The sequence below is a fragment of the Microcoleus sp. S13_B4 genome (assembly GCF_036700885.1).
Classification (GTDB): Bacteria; Cyanobacteriota; Cyanobacteriia; order Cyanobacteriales; family Microcoleaceae; genus Microcoleus.
The window spans coordinates 1-22,229 of record NZ_JAUBPU010000068.1 but is presented as its reverse complement, the minus strand read 5'-3'; the positions used below and the strand labels follow the sequence as shown (position 1 = coordinate 22,229).

Annotated in this window: 18 protein-coding genes; 12 read left to right on the top strand and 6 right to left on the bottom strand. The window is 46.9% G+C overall.

Annotation, left to right across the window (positions count from 1 at the left end; all coding sequences use genetic code 11):
- Positions 1–55 precede the first annotated feature (55 nt).
- From def to QT994_RS23845, 4 genes are all read left to right on the top strand, one after another.
- The gene (gene def / locus QT994_RS23860; RefSeq protein ID WP_333049453.1) at positions 56–616 is read left to right on the top strand and encodes a peptide deformylase; all 561 of its coding nucleotides are present in this window, start codon (positions 56–58) and stop codon (positions 614–616) included.
- Positions 616–816 (top strand): hypothetical protein, encoded by a 201-nt coding sequence (locus QT994_RS23855; RefSeq protein WP_199292547.1) that lies wholly within the window; start codon positions 616–618, stop codon positions 814–816. The genes def and QT994_RS23855 overlap by 1 nt, the downstream gene beginning before the upstream one ends.
- 177 nt (positions 817–993) lie before the next feature.
- Entirely contained in the window at positions 994–2,337 is a 1,344-nt protein-coding gene (locus QT994_RS23850) for a PrsW family glutamic-type intramembrane protease (RefSeq protein ID WP_333178939.1), read from the top strand.
- A gap of 289 nt (positions 2,338–2,626) precedes the next feature.
- Positions 2,627–3,679: a Gfo/Idh/MocA family protein gene (locus tag QT994_RS23845; RefSeq protein WP_015178266.1), complete on the top strand. Its 1,053-nt coding sequence runs from the start codon at positions 2,627–2,629 to the stop codon at positions 3,677–3,679.
- A 283-nt stretch (positions 3,680–3,962) separates the two neighbouring features.
- On the opposite strand, the gene QT994_RS23840 is transcribed toward QT994_RS23845, so the two are convergent.
- Complete coding sequence (locus tag QT994_RS23840) at positions 3,963–4,949, bottom strand: GDSL-type esterase/lipase family protein (protein WP_333178936.1); 987 nt, start codon at positions 4,947–4,949, stop codon at positions 3,963–3,965.
- A 397-nt stretch (positions 4,950–5,346) separates the two neighbouring features.
- Here QT994_RS23840 and btpA point away from each other — a divergent pair, with 397 nt between their 5' ends.
- From btpA to QT994_RS23820, 4 genes are all read left to right on the top strand, one after another.
- Entirely contained in the window at positions 5,347–6,234 is an 888-nt protein-coding gene (gene btpA / locus QT994_RS23835; protein ID WP_138921119.1) for a photosystem I biogenesis protein BtpA, read from the top strand.
- A 128-nt stretch (positions 6,235–6,362) separates the two neighbouring features.
- The gene (locus QT994_RS23830; protein WP_333049459.1) at positions 6,363–7,286 is read left to right on the top strand and encodes a vitamin K epoxide reductase family protein; all 924 of its coding nucleotides are present in this window, start codon (positions 6,363–6,365) and stop codon (positions 7,284–7,286) included.
- 549 nt (positions 7,287–7,835) lie between these two features.
- The gene (locus QT994_RS23825; RefSeq protein ID WP_445243944.1) at positions 7,836–9,971 is read left to right on the top strand and encodes a CHASE2 domain-containing protein; all 2,136 of its coding nucleotides are present in this window, start codon (positions 7,836–7,838) and stop codon (positions 9,969–9,971) included.
- A gap of 665 nt (positions 9,972–10,636) precedes the next feature.
- On the top strand, positions 10,637–10,906 hold the full coding sequence (locus tag QT994_RS23820) for a hypothetical protein (protein ID WP_333049462.1): 270 nt from the start codon (positions 10,637–10,639) through the stop codon (positions 10,904–10,906).
- A 21-nt stretch (positions 10,907–10,927) separates the two neighbouring features.
- On the opposite strand, the gene nadB is transcribed toward QT994_RS23820, so the two are convergent.
- The 3 genes from nadB to QT994_RS23805 all read right to left on the bottom strand — a co-directional run bounded on the left by nadB (position 10,928) and on the right by QT994_RS23805 (position 14,541).
- The gene (nadB, locus tag QT994_RS23815) at positions 10,928–12,580 is read right to left on the bottom strand and encodes an L-aspartate oxidase (RefSeq protein WP_333178930.1); all 1,653 of its coding nucleotides are present in this window, start codon (positions 12,578–12,580) and stop codon (positions 10,928–10,930) included.
- Positions 12,581–12,894: 314 nt separating this feature from the next.
- Positions 12,895–13,329, bottom strand: coding sequence for a photosystem II complex extrinsic protein PsbU (psbU, locus tag QT994_RS23810; RefSeq protein ID WP_006635850.1), 435 nt, complete (start codon positions 13,327–13,329; stop codon positions 12,895–12,897).
- Positions 13,330–13,581: 252 nt separating this feature from the next.
- Positions 13,582–14,541, bottom strand: a complete 960-nt coding sequence (locus tag QT994_RS23805) for an adenylate/guanylate cyclase domain-containing protein (RefSeq protein WP_333049467.1) — start codon at positions 14,539–14,541, stop codon at positions 13,582–13,584.
- Positions 14,542–15,082: 541 nt separating this feature from the next.
- Here QT994_RS23805 and hisF point away from each other — a divergent pair.
- Together hisF and QT994_RS23795 are read left to right on the top strand one after the other, a co-directional pair.
- The gene (gene hisF, locus QT994_RS23800; RefSeq protein ID WP_333178926.1) at positions 15,083–15,874 is read left to right on the top strand and encodes an imidazole glycerol phosphate synthase subunit HisF; all 792 of its coding nucleotides are present in this window, start codon (positions 15,083–15,085) and stop codon (positions 15,872–15,874) included.
- 433 nt (positions 15,875–16,307) lie between these two features.
- Positions 16,308–16,649 carry a low temperature-induced protein gene (locus QT994_RS23795; RefSeq protein ID WP_333178923.1) on the top strand — a complete coding sequence of 114 codons (342 nt, stop codon included), beginning with the start codon at positions 16,308–16,310 and terminating at the stop codon, positions 16,647–16,649.
- A 161-nt stretch (positions 16,650–16,810) separates the two neighbouring features.
- Here QT994_RS23795 and QT994_RS23790 read toward each other — a convergent pair whose 3' ends face one another.
- Positions 16,811–17,827 carry a sulfate/molybdate ABC transporter ATP-binding protein gene (locus QT994_RS23790; RefSeq protein ID WP_333049470.1) on the bottom strand — a complete coding sequence of 339 codons (1,017 nt, stop codon included), beginning with the start codon at positions 17,825–17,827 and terminating at the stop codon, positions 16,811–16,813.
- Between the two features lie 453 nt (positions 17,828–18,280).
- Here QT994_RS23790 and argC point away from each other — a divergent pair, with 453 nt between their 5' ends.
- Positions 18,281–19,339 carry an N-acetyl-gamma-glutamyl-phosphate reductase gene (gene argC, locus QT994_RS23785; protein ID WP_333049472.1) on the top strand — a complete coding sequence of 353 codons (1,059 nt, stop codon included), beginning with the start codon at positions 18,281–18,283 and terminating at the stop codon, positions 19,337–19,339.
- Positions 19,340–19,447: 108 nt separating this feature from the next.
- Here the strand turns inward: argC and eno are convergent, their stop codons facing one another.
- Positions 19,448–20,728: a phosphopyruvate hydratase gene (eno, locus tag QT994_RS23780; RefSeq protein WP_445243943.1), complete on the bottom strand. Its 1,281-nt coding sequence runs from the start codon at positions 20,726–20,728 to the stop codon at positions 19,448–19,450.
- A 301-nt stretch (positions 20,729–21,029) separates the two neighbouring features.
- Between eno and QT994_RS23775 the strand changes: the two genes are divergently transcribed.
- Positions 21,030–21,935 (top strand): calcium-binding protein, encoded by a 906-nt coding sequence (locus QT994_RS23775; RefSeq protein WP_333178920.1) that lies wholly within the window; start codon positions 21,030–21,032, stop codon positions 21,933–21,935.
- The last annotated feature ends 294 nt before the right edge of the window (positions 21,936–22,229 follow it).

The following is a 22,229-nucleotide window of genomic DNA, read 5'->3' as shown; positions in this document are numbered from 1 at the left end:
AATTTCATTCCCCAACAGCTTTCGTTGGGGGTTTCCAAACATCCCGCGAGGTTTTATGACGGCTCAGGTCTTGATTGAAAAGAAAAAGTTAGAAAAACCGCCCCTAACAATACACACATTAGGCGATCGCGTTCTGCGGCAGCCAGCTAAGCGCGTCAAAAGCGTCGATGCAGAAATTCGGCAGCTAGTCCGAGAAATGCTGCAAACCATGTACAGTGCCGACGGTATCGGTTTGGCCGCCCCCCAAGTCGGAGTCAACAAACAAGTAATCGTCCTCGACTGTGACCCGGAAAACCCCGCCACACCCCCAATGGTTTTGATCAATCCCACCATTAAAAGTAGCAGCAGCGATATCTGCATCTTGCAAGAAGGGTGTTTGAGCATTCCGGGAGTTTATTTAGAAGTCAAACGCCCAGAAGTCATTGAAGTCTCCTACCGCGACGAATACGGCCGCCCACAAACCCTGATAGCAACAGAGTTACTGTCTAGGGCAATTCAGCACGAAATGGATCACCTCAATGGAGTGCTGTTTGTAGACAGAGTAGAAAACAAGCTTGCACTGAATGAAGCATTAGTCAAGCATAAATTTTCCCCCAAGGCCGTAAAATCAGTATGATGGCAGGAACTCCGAAAAGTGGTTTACTTTTAGCTCTTTCGTGCATCACTGCGATCGCGGCAGTCGGCTCTATCTTTGAGCTGTCATCGGGAGAAGCTCAACTTGGCAATTTAGTCACGGGCATCATCCTCGCCCTGAGCGTACCGCTAACTGGCATATTTTTCTATGCCGCCGTTCAGGATGCCAGGGCAAATCTATAAGCAGAGTTATTAGTCATTAGTCATTAGTCAGCAGTTATTAGTAATTAGTAATTAGTAATTAGTCAGCAGCTAACAACCAATAACTGTGGAATAAAGACTGCTCCAAAATAACACCAGCTAACAGCTACAGAGCTCATGACCAATGACTAATGACTAATGACTAATGACTCATAACTCATGACTAATGAAATCGGATTTCTGCGACAAGTGCCAGCCAAAGACGCTGTGGGAACGCCAGCATCCAAGTACCAACTTTCTGAAGATGGGGAATTGGTCATCGGACGCGATCGCAATTGTCAAATAGCTTTAGAGTCGATCGGTCACGGCATGGTTTCCCGTCGCCACGCCATGATTCGTCCCCTAACTCAGGGTACTTTGACGAGATGGGAAATTTGCGACCTCAACAGCGCTAACGGAACTTATATCAACGGAAAAAAGCTCTCTGGCTGCCAAACTTTAGAAACAGGCGATCGCATCAGTCTCGGCCTTGACGGCCCGGAATTTATATTTGAATCTCCCCTAACCCCTTACCAAAATCAACCCGGATTCCCTGCACCACAAACGGGCAATTTTGCTGGTAGCGAAAAAGATGCTCTCACTTTAACTCAATTATTCCCGATCGCCTCCACTGGCAAACAATTAAGCCAAAAAGCTTACTTATATCCAGGTATCGCCACAGTTATTGTTGTCGTGTCGATGTTTGTAGCCGTTGGAAATTCCGCAGCATTCAACTTACTGCTGTCAGCTTACCTCGCCGGTGCGGCTTACTACTTTATCTATCAACTGTGCGGCAAACACAAGCCTTGGTGGGTATTGCTTGGTTCGGCTTTAGCTACAGTCCTGATTGTGATCAGCCCCTTATTAATTGGATTTATATTAGTATTTAGAGAAATTTTGCCCGGTCGCCTGCCAACCGAAGGCGAAGCAATCAGTTTTTTGCCTTTTTTGACCCGAATGTTTTTCGGGGCGGGTCTGATGGAAGAATTGCTGAAAGCCCTGCCCGTTTTGGGAGCGATGCTGCTGGGAAATTGGCTCAAAAATCCGTGGCGCGATCGAATCGGTGTTTGGGAACCTTTAGACGGAATTCTGTTAGGAAGTGCCTCGGCAGTCGGCTTTACACTGTTAGAAACTCTGGGACAGTACGTTCCCAATGTCATCCAAAATGTCACCCTGCAAGCAGGGGCCGAGGCGGGACAATTAGTAGGATTGCAGTTGCTCATTCCCCGCATTTTGGGTTCCGCTGCCGGACACATGGCTTACAGTGGCTATTTGGGATATTTTATCGGTTTGAGCGCCCTCAAACCCAGGAAGCGCTGGCAAATTTTGGGCGTAGGGTATTTCAGTGCTTCCGCACTTCACGCTTTGTGGAATGCGTCAGGAGCCGCCAGCGTACTTTTGCTGGCGTTGGTGGGAGTTTTGTCCTATGCGTTTTTGGTAGCCGCGATTTTGAAAGCCAGAGCTCTGTCTCCGAATCGAGAGCAAAATTTTGCAACTCGAATATTTTCTGAAGGTAGAAGGTAGGAGATCAAGTTTTGAATTTTAAGGTTGTTTCCTTCCTCTGGCAATTTTGAGGTCACGTAATTCGACCCTCCGTTACCATAAAGTGTACCTTGTGTCAATTAATAATTTCTACAAATTTTACCGTCTACCGTCAGCCGTCAGCCTTCTGTCGTCTTGATCCTTCCTTCTCTTAGAAATTCTTCACAAATAGTTTGACTGTGGTACTATCTGGATGGCTGTGAGTAGCTGAGGGAAGCCAAGGGGCTTGATTCCTGTGGTGGTGGAGGAGAATCCAGGAGTGCTAGATAGGATGTCATTGGGATACGCAAACGTTTTCGCCCAGCGAAGTCAACCTGAACCCCTCCGCATTGGGGTGATTGGGGTTGGCAATATGGGCCAGCACCACACGCGAGTTCTGAGCTTGCTAAAAGATATCGAACTCGTGGGTGTTGCAGACATAAATGTAGAGCGGGGAATAGATGTAGCAAGCAAATACCGGGTTCGCTTCTTTGAAGACTACCGAGATTTGCTCGCCCACGTAGATGCAGTTTGCGTCGCCGTTCCAACTCGCCTGCATCACCCTGTGGGGATGTCTTGTCTCCAAGCGGGTGTTCACGTTTTAATTGAAAAGCCGATCGCGGCTAGCATTGCCGAAGCCGAATCTTTGGTCAACGCGGCTGCTGAGGCCCACCGGATTTTACAAGTGGGTCACATCGAGCGCTTCAATCCAGCTTTTCAGGAACTCGGCAAAGTGCTGAAAACTGAAGAGTTACTGGCATTGGAAGCTCACCGGATGAGTCCCTATTCCCAGCGGGCTAACGACGTATCGGTAGTTTTGGATTTAATGATCCACGACATCGACTTGCTCCTGGAATTGGCAGATTCCCAAGTGGTGAAGCTGACGGCCAGCGGCAGCAGGGCCTCAGATTCAGGTTATTTAGACTACGTGACAGCGACGCTGAACTTTGCTAACGGCATTGTCGCCACCTTGACTGCCAGTAAGGTGACGCACCGCAAACTCCGTTCAATCGTGGCTCACTGCAAAAATTCTCTGACAGAGGCAGATTTTCTCAACAACGAAATCTTGATTCACCGACAAACAACCGCCAATTACGTGACGGATTACGGTCAGGTGCTTTACCGTCAAGATGGGTTGATCGAGAAAGTTTACACCAGCAATATTGAACCGCTCCACGCAGAATTGGAGCATTTTATTAATTGCGTGCGGGGTGGAAATCAGCCTTCTGTGGGAGGAGAACAAGCTCTGAAAGCTCTGCGACTTGCGAGTTCGATCGAGCAAATGGCTCTCGACGGTCAAGCTTGGTATCCGAAAGAGCTAGAGTCTACTTTGCAAGTTAGCTAAATCGAGACAAATCCTGTCGTTTCCGGGTGCTTTTACAGTTTGGGTTTGTTGTTCGTTGAAGAGGGTAACTGTTCCCATGCAACCGGATTCGATGTCAGTCGATTTGAGATTGGACAATTCGGCGTGAGAAGTTCGGCGAGTGCGAGCGTCGAGTTGCGCTCAGTCGAACGATTTTAGATCTTAAGATTGACTCCGCAGATGAATGTGGGGGCTTGAACTAAGGTTTAAAGTTTTTTGCTCTCGACAACAGAAGTCGTGGGCAAGTATCCGTCTTTAGGTGAAGTCACGATTTATGCCAAAAAAAAGCGACTATTTGACGACTGATGGTTTTGCTAACTAGCTGATTTCCTTGAGGACTCAGGTGAATGCTGTCTCGATACAAAGTTGGAAATTCGGCCGCACAATTGAAAATGGGAAGAAAATCTATGTAAGTAATTTTCTCTGTTTCTACGAGTTCGGCGAGACGCGCTCTAGCATTGACTTCCCAGTCGCGAGGGCCCGGGCCGCCGAGTTCACCCCGCTTCGGCGTGACGGCTAGCAAAAACTCGACGTTGGCGGATACAGCTATTTTCTGGATTTGGCGAATAGCTTCTAAGTTGCAGGCTACTACATCGCCGCTTGTAGCTACGGCTGGTGGTAATGGGGCACTCGGCGCTGCAGGGAGCAGGTAGCGGCTCAATAACTCTAGCGTAGCCGATCGGGGTTTGTGATCCGGGTAAGATCGATCGCGCCCCACAACCAGAGGACAGGGAGCCGATGCAAAAAAATCGTCCGTATTGAGCAGCAACACCACAGCATTTGCCCCAAAAACACCAAACCGCTTGGCGTAAGCAAGTTGATTCCTCGGCCCCCAAGAATTGGCTGAGGCGTTGAGAACTTCAAAATCTGAATAGTTGACTTGTGAACCTAATTGTGCATCGCTCGCCCGATTCTGTACTTGCAGTCTCAAATCCCGAGCCATAATTTCCGAGATCGTATCTGTCTGATGTGTCCACCAACCACCGTTGGCGACAGAATCTCCCAACAGCAAGACGCGCAGAGTTTCTGGAGGGGGTATCGGGGCGATCGATCCAGTACGCATCGAATACTCGTTAATCTCAATCCGGTTACCCAAGCGGCGCACCTTCTGGTTGGGCGCCAACAAATAGCCGCACTCGGCATCGGCAATGTAAATCAAGGGATTACCAAAACCCAGCAGCACCCGCAGCAGCACTTCGATTGCTGCCCACAATCCTGCGGTGACAGCCAAAATTATGAGAACAACTTTCACCACTTAACCTCGATAGAGAAGGAAAAACCCCTGCCGACACCAAGGTATAAAAAAGAATGCAACTGCAGTCAAGCTTTCAACCCCGATTGTAGTCAGTCGATTTTAGATTAAAGATTAAAGCATTGACTCCACAACAGATGAATCTGGGAAATCTCCCTAAAATCTAAACTTTTTTGGCTTTTGAGGACTCCTGTCTTGAACCAAGTATCCCTCTTGGAGCGAAGTAAGTAGGTCGTCCTTGTAAAATCTAAAATCTAAAATGTTATGCCGTCGGGCTTTGAGCAACTTGGCAACCCGATTAAGTCAACCGAATCGCCCTCGTGGATATAGAATTCTAGAATATACCGTCAAAATCCGCCGTCAGCCGTCAGTGAACTTGGTGGTTTCAGGAAAATCCGTGGACTTAAAACAAATATTCAAAACGCCGAATCCCATAATCGGTGTCGTACATTTACAGCCTTTGCCAACTTCTCCCCGCTGGGGCGGAAACCTCAAAGCTATTATCGGAAGAGCCGAGCAAGAGGCTACAGCGCTGGCTTCTGGTGGCGCAAACGGTATCATAGTCGAGAACTTTTTCGACGCTCCTTTTGCTAAAGACAGCGTAGATCCGGCGGTGGTAAGTGCCATGACTCTGGTAGTTGAGAGGCTAACAAATCTCGTGACGCTGCCGATCGGCGTTAACGTGCTGCGAAACGACGCCCACAGCGCGATCGCCATCGCCTCCTGCACAGGAGCTCAATTCATCCGCGTCAACGTCCTCAACGGCATCATGGCTACAGACCAAGGCTTAATTGAAGGCCAAGCTCACCAGCTACTGCGCTACCGCCGGGAATTGGGCAGCGATGTCAAAATATTAGCAGACGTGTTAGTCAAGCACGGGCGCCCCCTAGGCAGCCCCAACTTGACCACAGCCGTTCAAGAGACGATCGGGCGAGCTTTAGCCGACGCCGTAATCCTTTCCGGCTGGACAACGGGTAGCCCTCCCAATCTCGAAGACTTAGAACTCGCGAGTGCAGCAGCAGCGGGAATTCCAGTTTTCATCGGCAGCGGCGCCTCGTGGGAAAACATTTCCACCCTCATGCAGGCCGCTGACGGCGTAATCGTATCGAGTTCCCTGAAGCGAAACGGCCGCATCGAGCAGCCAATCGATCCGATCCGCGTCAGTCAGTTTGTAGAAGCCGCCCGCCGTAGCTTGTCACAGAAAGAACGCGAACAGGAAAACAGAGACGCTAATGGCTCAAGAGGGCCCACACCGGAACCGGGCAAAGTCACAAGTAAAACGTAAAATGAGAATAGTTGACTGTTGGCAGTTGGCAGTAGTCATCAGTTATCAGTTATCAGTCATTAGTTAACAATTAACAGTCATTAGTCAACAGTCAACAATTCCCAATTCCCTCATTACCAAATCAAAAAATGATTCGCCGACGTTCAACCCCTTGGATTCATCGCTGGTCTAGGACTCTGATGGCAGCGATCGCAGCCATAGGCGTCGTAGAAACGGCCTATCTCACGATCGCTAAATTCACGACTGGCTCGGTCATTTGTCCCACCAGCGGCTGTGACAAAGTTCTCAACAGTCCCTACGCTACAGTCTTTGGCACAGTGCCTTTAAGTTTGTTAGGCTGTCTAGCTTACCTGAGCATAGCAATCCTGGCATGGGCTCCCAAAGCTGTAAATCCCGACACCAAGAAAGGACTGCACTCTCAACTAGAAAATAAAACTTGGCAAGCGCTATTTATCATCACCGCTGCGATGGTAATTTTCAGCAGCTATTTGATCTATTTGATGGCTTTTGAAATTCAGGATCTGTGCATTTATTGCGTCACTTCTGCCTTATTTTCGCTGTCGCTGTTTGTGCTGGTGCTAGTCGGGCGCGAGTGGGAAGATATCGGACAGTTGGTGTTTACAGGCATTTTGGTGGCAATGGTGAGTTCGATCGGTGCCTTGGGACTTTATAACAGCGTCAACTCACCTCCTCCTATTGTCTCTACCGCCGGAATTGAACCCCCTGCCGTCACTACAACCTCCGGCCCGGCACAACTTGCTTTGGCCCGCCACCTCCGACAAATCGGCGCTAAAGAGTACGGCGCTTACTGGTGTCCCCACTGCCACGACCAAAAAATACTGTTCGGTCAACAAGCAGCCAAAATAATTGATTATTTTGAATGCGATCCCAGGGGGCAAAATTCCCGCGCTGAAATTTGCCAAGCTGCTGCTGCGAATGTTAAAGGTTTCCCGACTTGGGAGATTAATGGTCAGTTTTATTCGGGGACACAATCTTTGGATAAACTCGCTGATTTATCGGGTTACACCGGCCCGCGCAACTTTCAAAACTAACAGAAAAGTTGGAGATTAGAGATGACAGATTTTAGATTGATTGGCAGGAAATATCCTGGTTTTTAACTTAGTTTATCGTTGCCTCGTTGCGAAATTAATCTAAAATCTCGCATCTATAATCTATAATAAATAAAAAAATAGTAAGAATTAGTCAGAAAGAAAAATTTTAAAACAAGTTGTGGGTTTTTAGTATTTAGATCAGTGAATTACTACTAAAACTTTTACATAAAAATGCAAGAAACCGGGTTTTTGCTTCCAGAATGATTGTTGAAATGGCATATTTGGGTTGCGGAACCGATTTTCTGCTCTTGCAGCCCGCTCGCACCGAAAAACCAAAAAATTGGATAATCTAAAATCTAAAATCTAAAGTCGATCAATTCGCCCGCACCGAAAAACCAAAAAATTGGATAATCTAAAATCTAAAGTCGATCAATTCGCCCGCACCGAAAAACCAAAAAATTGGATAATCTAAAATCTAAAATCTAAAATCTAAAATCGACTGAGCCGATCGCCCCGGAGATGTAAAACCGATACGTAGTAGTAGTTTAGATGCTCAAAGGGCGAGGTCCAAATCCCCAAAATATGCTAGAAACTATCAAAAAATGGGTCGATCAAGAACGCCGAGTATTGATTACTGCGAGTGCCGTTGCTACTACGGTCATTTTAATGCGCTGGTTTGGATGTTTTCAGGTGTGGGAATGGGCTGCTTTCGACCACTTTGTGCGCTGGCGGCCGGCCGAACCCATTGACTCGCGCATCGTCATTGTAGAAATTAAGGAAGCTGACTTGCAAAAATACGGCTACCCAATTTCGGATGCTGTCTTGGCCCAATTGCTGCAAAAATTGCACGCGGGCAAGCCGCGGGCCATCGGCCTCGACATTTACCGAGATTTGCCAACTCAACCGGGTAACGCCGAATTGCTCAAAAGTTTTAAAACTATTCCCAACTTAATCGGCATTGAATTGATGCCAGACGAAACCAGGTTCGGAGTTCTGCCACCTCCGGTACTTGACAAGCTCGCTCGAATTGGTTTCAACAACGTTGTCATCGACGCTGACTCAAAAGTCCGGCGAACTTTGCTCTACGCTTGGCCCGGAGACGGCAAAACTCATCAAAGTTTCGCACTCAGACTGGCTTTGCTTTACCTCAAAAGCGAAGGGATTTCCCCTCAACGAGCAAGAATCAATCCTAAATACTTGCAGTTAGGCAAGGGGGTTTTTCGGCCTTTTCAACCGAATGACGGTGCTTACGTTCGATCGGACAGCCGTGGCTATCAAATTTTGACCAACCTGCGCGGCCCGCGAGGCAGTTTTCGCACTGCATCGATGAGCGATGTCCTCTCTGGCACAGTAACTGCTGATTTTGTAAGATCGCGCGTTGTCTTGATCGGCTCAAATGCCCCCAGCCTCAGAGACTTTTACCAAAATGCTTACAGTTCAGGTTGGTTTTCTCCTCCCCAGCAAATACCTGGAGTCGAGCTTCAGGCTCATTTCTTGAGCCAAATTTTGAGTGCGGCACTCGACGGGCGCGGGGGTATCCATGTCTGGCCAGAGGCTGCGGAGTTGCTGTGGATTTTACTTTGGTCTTGGGCGGGAGCAAATGTGAGTTGGAATTTGCGATCGCTTGGTCGATCGGCTTACTGTTTATTAAGTATCTGTCTAAGTCTGAGTGCCACTTTATACTTAGCATTTTTAGCAGGTTGGTGGCTACCGTTAATTCCTCCAATCCTCAGTCTTGTGGGTTCTGGTGCTGCAGTTGTGGGTTATCTGGCTCACTTACAAGAAGAATTAAAACGGTCTAAAGAATTTTTACAATCGCTAATCGATACAATTCCCGACCCCATTTTTGTCAAAGATCGAAATCACCGCTGCGTAGTTTTGAATCAGGCATATTGTCGGTTTATTGGCTATCCTTTAGAAATTTTAACTTGCCGAACCGATTACGATTTATTTCCCCAAGCCGAAGCCGAGATATTTTGGCAGCAAAACGAATTAGTATTTCAAACTCACCAGCCGCGAGAAAATGAAGAATATTTTACTGACGCTCACGGAGTTACGCATCTAATTGCGACTAAAAGATCCCTGCATAAAGATGCTGCCGGCAACCTATTTTTAGTCGGAGCAATCAGAGATATTACCGAGCGCCAACTTCGGGCAAATGCCCTAGAACAAAAAAATGCTGAGCTCAGCTACCAAGCTTATCACGATGCTCTTACCGGTTTGCCCAACCGCCAAATGTTCTACGAATGCTTGCATCGGTCTCTAGAAATAGCCTCCAGCACTCAGGAATTGGTAGCTTTACTCTTTTTAGATTTAGATGGGTTTAAGTCAATCAACGACACTCTCGGACACAATGTGGGCGATTTACTCTTAAAAACAGTTGCCAGTCGGCTCAAAAAATGCTTGCGCGGCAGCGATACAATCTCCCGGTTGGGCGGGGACGAGTTCACAGTCATTTTGCCCGCAATTCCCGGTCGTGAGGAAGCTGCGAAAGTAGCTGAAAAAATTTGCGATGCCATCATGCAGCCTTTTATTTTAGAAGAACATACAGTTTCTGTAACTACCAGTATTGGCATTAGTTTATATCCCATTGACGGTCAGGAGCCAGAGGTTTTAGTTAAGAATGCCGATGCTGCGATGTATCGTGCTAAGGAACGCGGCAAAAATCAATATCAATTTTCTTAATTAATACCTGTTTCAATAAATAATGCAAGCGTAGGTCAGCTCCAAACCACGAGCTTCATAAGTCATTTCTAATCCTTCAATTTTTTAATCTAAAATTTCAATACTTCGGACAAAATTTGAGCATTTTTTAGACCTCAAACCATAATTCAGCCGTGGGGCGATATTATTTTCAGGCCTCAGATGTACAGCTAACTTTGAAAAAATAGCTCGCTCCTGAAACCGTAACTCCTCTAAACTTTTTGAAACCGTTCAAAAAATGTCCGAAGAAGTGAAATTAATAATATAAACTCCTATAATCTGTCATCTGTCATTAGATAGACTTACAAAAGAGATAAAAGTTATTACAGCAAATTGCCGTCTCATCTCAATCAGGACTAAAGCAAAAAATGGTTTGACGCGCTACTTATAGCGGTAATGTGCTTAGGTTTAACGCTACATATAGAGGTTTTGGGTTCAATACTGTAAATGTTAAAAAATATTAAAAGATTCACAAACTGAGATGGTAAATCAAATTTAAATCGGCAAAAAGCCTTGATTTAAAAAGGTTTACGTAGCTTTACAAAAGTTAATTAAAGAAAATGTAAAGATATCAGTGGAACTACTGAAATTGATAGATATAATAGGTTGTAGGGACGTGCATAAACATCAGTGATTTAGATAAGGCTATGAATACTATGCGTACTTTGATTCAGCTCACAACAACGGCAACCCTGGCTGCCTGCCTGCAAGTGAGTACGATCGGCATCGCAACTGCGGCTCGACTGGCCAGCAACTCAACCACCAACTTAACAACAGACCTTAGCTTGCGGGACTCCCAGCGCTCAACCTCCACGGTTTGGACAGTTGCCCAAACTTCTAGGTTTCCCAATTACCCAAAACAATACGAACCAGACCCAAACGGAAACCCCAAAAGTGACGGTACGGGAACGCGCTGACCCCAAATTTTCAATAAATTTTCAATCTTCTATTCGCGGAGATTTGTACCAATTGTATTGGTTAATTAAAGTATGGCTGCACCAATCCGGATCGGTGAGGGGATAGTCAAGTCGGTAATGTCCACCGCGGCTTTCGGTGCGAAAGGCAGCACTTTTGACAATCAAGTAGCCGATATCCAATAAATTCCCCACTTCTCCCCAATTTCGCAAAATCGAGCTATTCTCCGCCTCAGCAGGGGAAAAATCAATAATTTGTCCGGGTCGTAAATTATCAAGCGTTTGACTCAAAGGCAACGAAGCAAATTCTTGCCGCCAAATCTCAAGTTGGACGATCGCACTTTCCAAATCGCGTTGTCCCCGGCAAATTCCCGCACTCTGCCACACCAAATTCGGCAATTCGACCCGCAACTTTTCGATCGCCTCAATATCCTTTTCAGAAACCGATTTTTCCAAGATTTCCCCCGCCTCGAACTCATCTGTGAGTGCCTTGGGCGTTCCACCTTCTACCTGCAAAAGTCCCATCTGCGCCCCAAAAACCAGACATTCCAGCAGCGAATTGCTAGCCAACCGATTAGCGCCGTGTACCCCCGTGCTCGCAGTTTCTCCCACCGCGTACAAACCGGGAATAGAAGTTTGGTTAAACTTGTCAGCGACAATTCCTCCCATCCAGTAATGGGCTGCGGGCGTCACCGGCACCGGTTCGGAAAAAATATCAATTCCCCAATCAGCGCACACTTGAATAATATTGGGAAACCTGTAGCGCAGTCGATCGACCGCAATCGGGCGCAAATCCAGCCAAACATGAGGTTCCCCCGTCTTTTGCAAGTGCCGAAAAATAGCGCGGCTGACAACATCCCGAGGGGCGAGTTCCCCGCTGGGGTGAGAATCAAAAGCAAAGCGATATCCCTTACTGTCAACCAAATGAGCTCCTTCTCCCCGCACCGCTTCGCTAATGAGAAACCGAGGCGCGCCCGCTGTGCTCAGCGCCGTCGGGTGAAACTGCACAAATTCTAAATCTCGCAGCAGCGCCCCGGCGCGCCACGCAATTGCCACCCCATCCCCGGTACTTACCGACGGGTTGGTCGTTTGAGCAAAAACCTGTCCGCCGCCGCCTGTCGCCAGCACCACGGCTTTGGCCTGCAGCCACTTGACTTGTGAGCCACAAATCGAGCTAATGCCCTGGCAGCGCCCGGTTTCGTCTAGCCACAGACTCAAAGCAAAGGCAGGAGATACGAGTTGAATGTTTTTGCGGCTCAATACTTTTGCTGTCAGCGTACTGATAACGGCTTTGCCCGTAGTGTCGGCGGCGTGGAGAACTCGGCGGCGGGAGTGGGCGGCTTCTAGGGTGAGGGCTAAATCTGGGCCGGTGCGATCGAATGCAACGCCCATTTTCACCAGGGAGTCAATGCAGGCTGAAGCTTCCTCAACTAAAAATTTCACCGCATCCAAATCGCAAAGACCGGCTCCTGCAGCCAGTGTATCCTGAACGTGCAGCGCTGCCGAATCTTCAGGGGCGATCGCTGCGGCAATCCCTCCTTGAGCCCAATCACTGGCAGAAACAGGTAGGGTATTTTTATTGATCAAGCCCACCTGCAAATGCTCTGGCAGGCAAAGTGCTGTGTACAAACCCGCCGCGCCAGCACCTATTACCAATACGTCAAATTTGTCAGTCATAAGTCTGTCGCCAGTCTATTTTAGATTTTAGATTTTAGATTTTAGATTTTAGATTTTAGTCTCCAGATTCATCTGTAGACTTGAACTAATGTCAGTCAAGCGATTTTAGATTTTAGATTTTAGATTTTAGATGAATCAGGGGAACCCGCTTATTTCAATCTAGCGAATTTGGGTCGGCTTTTGCCGAATGATGGTTGAAAGTAAGTGTTCAGAAATTAAAGGCAGAAGTCATCAGCCGCTAGAAAAAAAATTTTTCTTTCTGCCGAATGCCTTCTGCCCAATGACTTCTGCGTTCAAATGAGGGGCGCTGCTACCTAGTCGTAGAGACCATTATTCAACCTGTTGTCTCCTTCAATAAAGACTGATTCAACATCAGTTACGGTGAATTTGTCCATGTTAGCTTGCAGCACTTTTTTCTGAGCATCCGTCAAGTCTGAAATATTGAGTACGTCCTCAACATTTTCGTAAGGAGCATTCTTAATAATTAGTCGAGCTAAAGTGGGATACAACCCTCGAAATTCTCGAAAGTCCCGGACGGCGCTGTTGTTCAAATCAAGTTTTTTGCCGTATTCTGTGGCAAGCTTCTCATCGGCGCGATTGGTTCTAGCCGGAGCTTCAACAGCTAGGAGCGAGGATGATGGCAAGACGATACGGCTTAATGACGCCGCGATCGCGCTTTGGTCTCCAGCCCATGCAAAGCAGCCCAGCACTAAGCCCAATACTGCCAATAGACGACCCAATCGTTTCATGAAGTTTTGTCTCCCAATTTCATACACAGCATTTATGTAGAGACTACCATTTTGCTTATGCAGTTTTTCAGATAAATCCGCAATAGGTAGAGGGCTGTTATAAACTTTACATTTCGATATTGACAAAGCTAACAATATATGATAATGACCGACTTTTAAGCATCGCAGGCAAGTTTATAAAAAGCACTCCAAATTAAAAACTCGGACTGCCATTCTAAAGGGTTAATTTTTGCCCTGCACCCCATTTTCTAGCTATTGAGAACTCTTTCCTTTCCTTTTGAGAAAAGCGTTCAAGTCAGCATAAGTACCAGCGTAAGTCAGGCTGGGAGTTTCGTAACCCTTCAAAGCCACGGTGTGTGGCTCGAAAGCGCCCTCGGCCCCCAATTGCGTCAGGTATTTGTAGGTCGTTTCTCCCACAGCGATATCCTTGCCGAGTTGCTTGGTGCAAGATTCAAGGCGAAATGCTGCGTTTACAGTATCTCCCAAGGCGGTATAGTCCGATCGGTCGCTGCTGCCAGAATTTCCCACCATTGCATAACCAGTATTGATTCCGGCCCCGACTCGCAAAGGAAAAGGTAGGGGGTAACGGCTGCTGAGTTCGTCTGTTGCCTTGTGCAGTTCGCTCAAAGCTTGGCAAATCCGCATCATTTCCTCGGTGCTGACACCGCTGGTTTTGTGGAACCAGACGGCCATAATCGCATCGCCGATGTATTTGTCCACCCAACTGCCGTGTTCGCGAATAATCTGTCCTGCTTTGCGGAACCAATTGCCGATGACTTCCGATAGGAGGGTTTCGTCTAGCTGTCTAGTCAAAACAGTAAAGTCTCGGATGTCCATTACCATGACGCTAATCAGGCTACGTACCGTCAAAGTCGCCGTAAAATCATCCGAGTCTGTGTCGTGTATTGGATCGAGCCGCTGGCCCGCGGTTGGGTTGTAGAAGTCCAATTCGGTTTGACCGAAAATAATTCGATCGCCATTTCTGAGAGTGACAGGAATACTGACGCGCCGCCCGTTGACAAAGGAACCATTGCGGCTGCCCAAGTCGATTAGGTAGAACTCTCCTGTCTCCATTTGCTGTAACATCGCGTGATTACGGGAAATCCAGCGATCTGTCAGTACAAAATTATTGTCATCGCTCCGCCCTACTGTCCAGCAATTGCTGCCGGAGAGCGGCAAGTAGCGATTGCCGCCTTCTGTGCGAAGTACCATATGTGGATTGGGTTGCACTCGTCACAACAGTCCTAGAAACGACACAAAATTAACCGATTTGAGATTTTAAACTTTAAATTTTAACTTTACCGCGCGGCTTATAACTGAGATTGCTGCTAAAAAACCTCAAATCGGCTGTTCTCAAATCTAAAATTGTTTAGTCGATCGTCGATGCACCAAACCATACAGGATTGCCGAACCACAATTCGATCGTCCGCAAAGGTAGTTATGGTTCGATCATAAGCGAAATTGTCATATTTTTCACCCCAAAGATGTATCTGGGGAGTTAAATTTGCTACTTGTTGCGGAAAATATAACTATCTACCCAATATTCTACCTAATGTCGCCTAGCGCACCCAGAGCCAAGTTTTATTTATGCTCAGGGGGCACCAAAAAACTGGAAAATGGCTCTCCGGCTCAGACCTAGAGTGGTTAAACACAAGGTATCTTTAAGATTTGTTGCTTAACTTCATGTTTTTGAAGATATCAACAAGCCTTTTCCTCGCTGCGGCGGTCAATAAATTAGAAACACGAGAATTTTATGTTGTCGAAAAGAATTTTGCCTTGTTTGGATGTGAAAGCCGGTCGCGTGGTCAAAGGTGTCAATTTTGTCAATCTTCAGGATGCTGGCGATCCGGTAGAAATGGCTCAGGTATACAACGATGCCGGTGCTGACGAGTTGGTGTTTCTGGACATTACGGCGACTCACGAAGACCGGAATATTATGATCGATGTGGTGTACCGAACGGCCGATCGCGTATTTATCCCTTTGACGGTGGGCGGCGGTATCCAATCTTTAGACACCATTAAAAGTTTATTGAGGGCGGGCGCAGACAAGGTGAGTATTAATTCGGCGGCGGTGCGCGATCCGAGTTTAATTGACAAAGCCAGCGATCGATTTGGTAATCAGTGCATTGTAGTGGCGATCGACGCTCGCAAACGGCAAGACGCAGATAATCCTGGTTGGGACGTGTATGTGCGCGGAGGGCGAGAAAATACCGGAAAAGATGCGATCGCCTGGGCCAAGGAAGCCGAACAGCGCGGCGCCGGCGAAATTCTGGTGACAAGCATGGACTCGGACGGCACTCAAGCCGGTTACGATTTGGAACTAACTCGAAGAATTGCCGAAATTGTAGAAATTCCCGTCATCGCTTCCGGCGGCGCCGGCAACTGTCACCACATCTACGAAGCCGTGACACAGGGCAAAGCAGAAGCAGCCCTGCTGGCTTCCCTGCTGCATTACGGGCAACTCAGTGTAGGAGAAATTAAAACTTATCTAGCAAAATATCAAGTTCCCGTGCGACAGCAGCAGCCATTAGTTATTAGTCATTAGTCAGTGGATAGTCGGGCGCATCTCATATCTAGGAACATTTTCCACAAACCGCTCTGCAGGTTCACTCAAGCGCCCTCTCACATTGCAAACAGGCTAAATAAACCCGCCCCCACTCCACGATAAAACCCGTTACTGAAATTGATACCGCTATGTGAGGCGCATCTGAAGGCACTTATAGAGAATTTTTTTGATTCTACACAAGTGCCTTCTACATAAATGTCTTGGGGCGACCGACGCCAGTCATCTAGAAATATTCCCTGAGAAGGATTTCAAATACCAGCTTTTTCAGCTAAATATTATATATTAGCTTAATTTGAAACAGAGCAACGGTTGCTTTTATCAAACTTGAGTTAAAGATTGTGCAGAATATGAGTGAGCTTCAGCCTGTTAACAATCTTAGCGATCAAAACTTCTAAAAACGGAGAAATTTTGTATGTCTTTTATCAGCTTTAACTTTCCTGCCAAGCGTTTAGTTCGCACTTTAATAGCTGTTTGTTTTTGTGCCTTGATGTTTGTTTCTAATGCTTTCCCAGCTTTTGCCGTTACCAGCAGCCCCACCAAAGGTGAAGACAAACTTTTGGGGATTGAAAAAGAATCTCAAGAAGTTGTACTGAAAAAACCAATGTCCTTGGAAGAAACTCAAGAAAAAGCCAGCAAAGGGCCCAACGAAGTTCAGGGAGATGCTGACATTGAAAAAATGAAAAATCCTTCCAATACACAAGCTACATCCTTTGAGCAACAAGTCAAAAAAGCTGTCAGCAAAATTAAAGACTAACTCAGCGCGCAGTAGTCAGCGGACAGTTGTCAGTATAAAAGATTAGGGACACGGCGCGGTGCCGTGTCCCTAGAATTTTTTTTGTAGATACACCGAACCGCGCCACCTCCTTGGAAAAGCCGTATCCAATCTAAATTTAGCTTTAGTTTTCAGAATTGGTCTTAGATGGAATAAAAAAGCGGAAAGGACTTGGCATCTTTCGGCTTTACAAACACTCTTTGCTGGGGCTGCAAGTGCAAGCTATCGAATCTTTCTCTAGTCAAATTAGCGTTTACTACTTGACCGTCATCTAAAGTTAATTCTACCTGAATTTCCCATCCCAAATGAATCAAGCGACTGATTCTGGCCGGCACTGTTGCACTATTTTCTGTAGTTTCAATTACTACGTCGTGAGGGCGCAAGAAAATCTCGGGGTTGGCTGAATCAAAGCCGTTGTCTTGAAACATTCTTGAACTGCTGGGCAAGACATTGACTGGCCCGATAAAACTCATTACGAAAGCACTAGCTGGATGGTCGTAAATTTGTGCGGGTGTGCCGACTTGTTCAATTTTACCTTTATTCATGACTGTAATGTGATCGGCAACTTCCATCGCTTCTTCTTGATCGTGCGTCACAAACACTGTGGTAACGTGAACTTCGTCGTGCAGTCGTCGCAACCAAGAACGCAAATCTTTGCGAACTTTGGCATCGAGAGCTCCAAAAGGTTCGTCTAGCAGTAACACTTTCGGTTCTACAGCCAGGGCTCTGGCGAGGGCCACCCGCTGCCGCTGGCCTCCTGAAAGTTGCGACGGGTATCTATCGCCCAATCCTGCCAATTGCACTAAATTCAACAATTCTTCTACCCGCGATTTGACTTTCGCGGGCGGTGTTTTCTGAATTTGCATCCCGAAAGCGATGTTTTTTCGCACAGTCATGTGCTTGAATAGCGCGTAGTGCTGAAACACAAACCCAATTTTGCGGTCTTGGACGCTAGTATTGGTGGCATCTTCACCTGTCAGCCAGATTTTGCCGGAGTCGGGCATTTCTAAACCGGCAATCAGCCGCAGCAGCGTAGACTTGCCGGAACCAGACGGGCCCAGCAATGCGACTAGGGAACCGGATTCAATTTCTAAGCTGACTCGATCGAGTGCTTGGAAACTGCCAAACTGTTTTGATACGTTTTCTACAACTATGCCCATAGATAGGAAGAGGTTCGAGAGAAGAGGTTCGATGGAAGAAGTTCGATGGAAGAAGCAAGAGGCAACAGGCAACAGGGAAAAATGTTAATCTCCGGTTTGTGGATGGGTTAAAGTAAATTTTTTATAGCACGATCGCACATCAGTTTGTTAATTTTAGGGTTTTGGCGATCTGTCAGTCGATTTTAGATTTTAGATTTTAGATTGGAAGAATTTTAGATTTACTCTACAGATCAATGTGTGCTCTTCCACAGGAGTCTAAAATTTGGGGCGGCGAACTTGGGCCCTGCGGGGGCTGATCTCCGTTTTTGGGCGGGTCAAATACCGGAAAATTAACAAAAATGCACCTCCAAAACAAAACAACACAATTCTTTGCCACCAAAGTTGGCGTTTGGTACTACAATGCAGCAAAAGTTCAAGCGTTTTTGACTTCAACGGCTGAGGGGATAAAGGAAAATGGGAGATGTTGGACGTGTGCCTGTAGGAATTATCGGCGCTTCAGGGTACGGCGGCGTGCAACTTGTGCGACTGCTGGCAGATCACCCAGCGGCGGAAGTAGTGTATTTGGGTGGGGATAGCAGTGCGGGAAAACCTTTTTCCAGCCTTTATCCGCATTTGACTAACTGCATTGATTTGACAGTCGAAGCGATCGACCTAGACAAAATAGCGGCCAAATGTGAAGTTGTGTTTCTGTCGCTGCCGAACGGTTTAGCTTGCAAAATGGCACCGACGCTGATAGAAAAAGGCTGCAAAGTCTTGGATTTGTCGGCTGATTACAGATTTGAAAATCTGGAAACTTACAAAGCTTGGTACGGCGGCGAGCGATCGGACTCTGAACTGGCTGCAACGGCTGTTTACGGTTTGCCAGAATTGTATCGCGATCGCATTAAAAACGCTCAATTAGTAGGCTGTGCCGGCTGCTACGTCACTGCTAGTTTATTAGCGCTGGCACCTTTGCTCAAACAAGGCCTCATTGTGCCAGAAACAGCAATTATCGATGCCAAATCCGGTGCTTCGGGAGGGGGCCGCAAAGCCGAAGTTAATCTCTTGTTAGCTGAAGCAGAGGGCTCTCTGGGCGCTTACGGCGTTGGCCGCCACCGCCACACGCCAGAAATCGAGCAAATTTGCAGCGATTTAGCGGGACACGATATTAAAGTTCAGTTTACTCCCCACCTCATTCCGATGGTGCGCGGAATTCTGGCGACTGTGTACGCAACTTTGCGTGATCCTGGTTTGGTGCGGGAAGATTTAATCACGATTTTCAGTGCTTTTTACCGCAATTGTCCTTGGGTAAAAGTGTTGCCGGCTGGAGTTTATCCGCAAACAAAATGGGCTTGTGGCACAAATCTGTGTTACATCGGTGTGGAAGTCGATCCGCGTACTGACAGGGTGATTGTACTATCGGCGATCGACAATTTAATTAAGGGACAAGCCGGTCAAGGCATCCAGTGCATGAACTTGATGATGGGTTGGGAAGAAACTTTGGGTTTGCCACAATTGGCTTTCTATCCTTAATTGGTAATTGGGCATTGGGCATTGGGAATTGGGCATTGGTGATGAAAATTAAAAACTCACCGATTACCGATTACCAACTACCCATTCCCAATTACCGATTACCAAGTGTTATTTAGGCCCGTAACCGATCAACCCAGCATAAATTGCCCGATCGCCCAATTGGTCTTCAATCCTTAACAAACGGTTATATTTGGCAACTCGTTCGCTGCGACACAAAGAACCAGTCTTGATTTGGCCGGCGCGAGTCGCTACCGCTAAATCGGCAATTGTGGTATCTTCAGTTTCACCGGAACGGTGGCTGATGACCGCTCGATAGCTGTTCCGTTTGCCGAGGTCGATCGTATCCAAAGTCTCTGTCAAAGAACCAATTTGATTCAGCTTAATCAAAATCGAATTGCTAGCTTTCAAATCAATTCCTTTTTGCAGCCGCGTGCGATTAGTAACAAACAAATCGTCACCCACCAATTGAACTTTGCTGCCCATTTTCTGCGTCAGCGCTACCCAACTGTCCCAATCGTCTTCGTGCAAACCATCTTCAATGGAAACAATCGGATATTGACTCACCAAACCATCCAAATAATCGATTAATTCTGCTGGCGAATGAGCCACACCGTCGTAAGTATACTGCCCATCTTTGTAAAATTCGCTAGCAGCAACATCCAAAGCCAAAGCAACTTGTTCACCCGGTTTGTAGCCAGCTTTTTCAATAGCTGCAATCAACAAATCCAAAGCTGCTTGATTGGATTTAAGATTAGGCGCAAAACCGCCTTCATCACCCACACCAGTCAGCAAACCCTCAGCTTTTAAGACTTTACTCAAAGATTCAAATACCTCTGCCCCCCAGCGTAAAGCTTCTTTAAAAGAGGGCGCACCCACAGGGACAATCATAAATTCTTGAATGTCCACATTATTGTTAGCGTGAGATCCCCCGTTGATCACGTTCATCAGTGGTACGGGCAAAACGTTCGCCAAGGGCCCGCCCAAGTAGCGGTAAAGGGGGAGTCCTAAAGTCTCAGCAGCCGCCTTTGCTGTGGCTAAGGAGACTCCGAGAATGGCATTTGCACCGAGGTGGGATTTGTTGGGGGAACCGTCCAAGTCAATCATGGTTTTGTCTACCAGTGCTTGGTCGATCGCATCGAGATTAGCCAAAGCGGGGGCAATTTTGTGTTCGACGTTAGCGACGGCTTTTAGGACTCCTTTGCCACCATAACGGCTTTTGTCGTCGTCGCGGAGTTCGTGGGCTTCAAAAGAGCCTGTAGATGCGCCGCTGGGGACTTGGGCGAGCCCCACAACCCCGTTAGCTAGGTAAACTTCAGCTTCAATGGTGGGGCGGCCACGGGAGTCGAGGATTTCTCTGGCTTGAATAGAATCGATCGCAGTGTCTAGCATATTAATTATTCCGAACTTAGCTCAAGGTTTCATGACAATTAGCAGTCTCTGGGTTTTCCCACGCTGACTGCTGACGGGTAATAGAGTACGCGATCCCCAGAATTATTGGTATACAGTTCAAAATATTTGCGGATTTGGGCCCGCAGATTGGTGTCAATAACCTCGGCTTGTTGAATAAAGGCTCCGGCAAGTTTGACAGTAATTTGATTGTTTTAACCCCAAATTCCCGCAGATTTCTTAATTGGAACCTTTGTTAAAATCAGAATATCAACAAAGTCAATCAAAAAAGGAGAAACTTAAGATGTTAGAAACAAATCTCGGAGAAGTTAAAGCATTAGCTGAAAATTCAGACCCAATTATTGCAGATCCCCCAAACATCAAATTACTCACAGGGCCATTGCCAAATCCAGGCAGCGACCCCAACTTTTTTGACTTAACTCCCAATCACGACGCTGTTCTATTAGCAAATGGAATTCTACGCAATACTCCTGGCGGTTTGCGCGCCTTAGCTGGCAACGATTTTGTCAGAGGTTCCGGTGGTGCGGAACTGATGAACGGTAACAGCGGCACAGATACTTTAATCGGAGGTTGCGGCAGCGATACTATTCGCGGCGGTCAAGATTTTGACATTCTTTATGGAGAATGTGGCAGCGATTTAGTCAGCGGAGATCAAGGCGATGACTACGTTTATGGAGGCACGGCTAATGACTTTATTCGCGGCGGCAAAGGGAATGATGCTTTAGTAGGAGAGAGTGGAAACGATACTCTCATCGGTGATGCTGGAATTGATAGACTTTGGGGAAGTGAAGGTGCAGATTTATTTGTCGTCCGCACAGAAGTGGGAGCAACTTCGGGGGAAATTGGTTCGCTTCAACCGCCTCCTAGTGGCAATTTTGATGTAGATGAAGTGCCTGCCGATTTTATTCTCGATTACAATCCGGCTGAAGGGGATGTAATTGGATTGGCATCTGGATTGACGCGAAATAATATTGTTTTGAGCGAAAGGTTTTTAACAATTGGTGATGCCAGAGATTACGATAGCAGTGGCCCTTTTCCTCCGGGAATTCCTCGAACGGCTGATTTTAGAATTTTAAATACTAAGGCGACGGTGATTCGGGAAACTAGCAGCGGCAATATCTTGGGTTTGGTGAAGGATGTTTCGCCGGATCAACTTCAGTTTATATCTGTATCCGATGGGACGCTCTAGGTTAATTCAAATCGGTACACATTGCTGCTAAGAAGCAGAACACGGACGCGCGGGACGCCCATCCCACAAAACCAAGGCTATCAATCCTCGTTCCCAGGTAGAGCCTGGGAAGGCCTATCAGCGAGACTCTGCCTCCCGATTGCTGACATGAATTTACAGCACTTTGCGTGACTAAGAGGTACAGTAACAGCAGTGAGCAAAATAATTTTCGATTTGCTTATACCAATTTTCAAAAATCATGCAACAGTAGCTAGGGCTGACAAAATGTAATCCCATCCAGTTATAGATGCTATT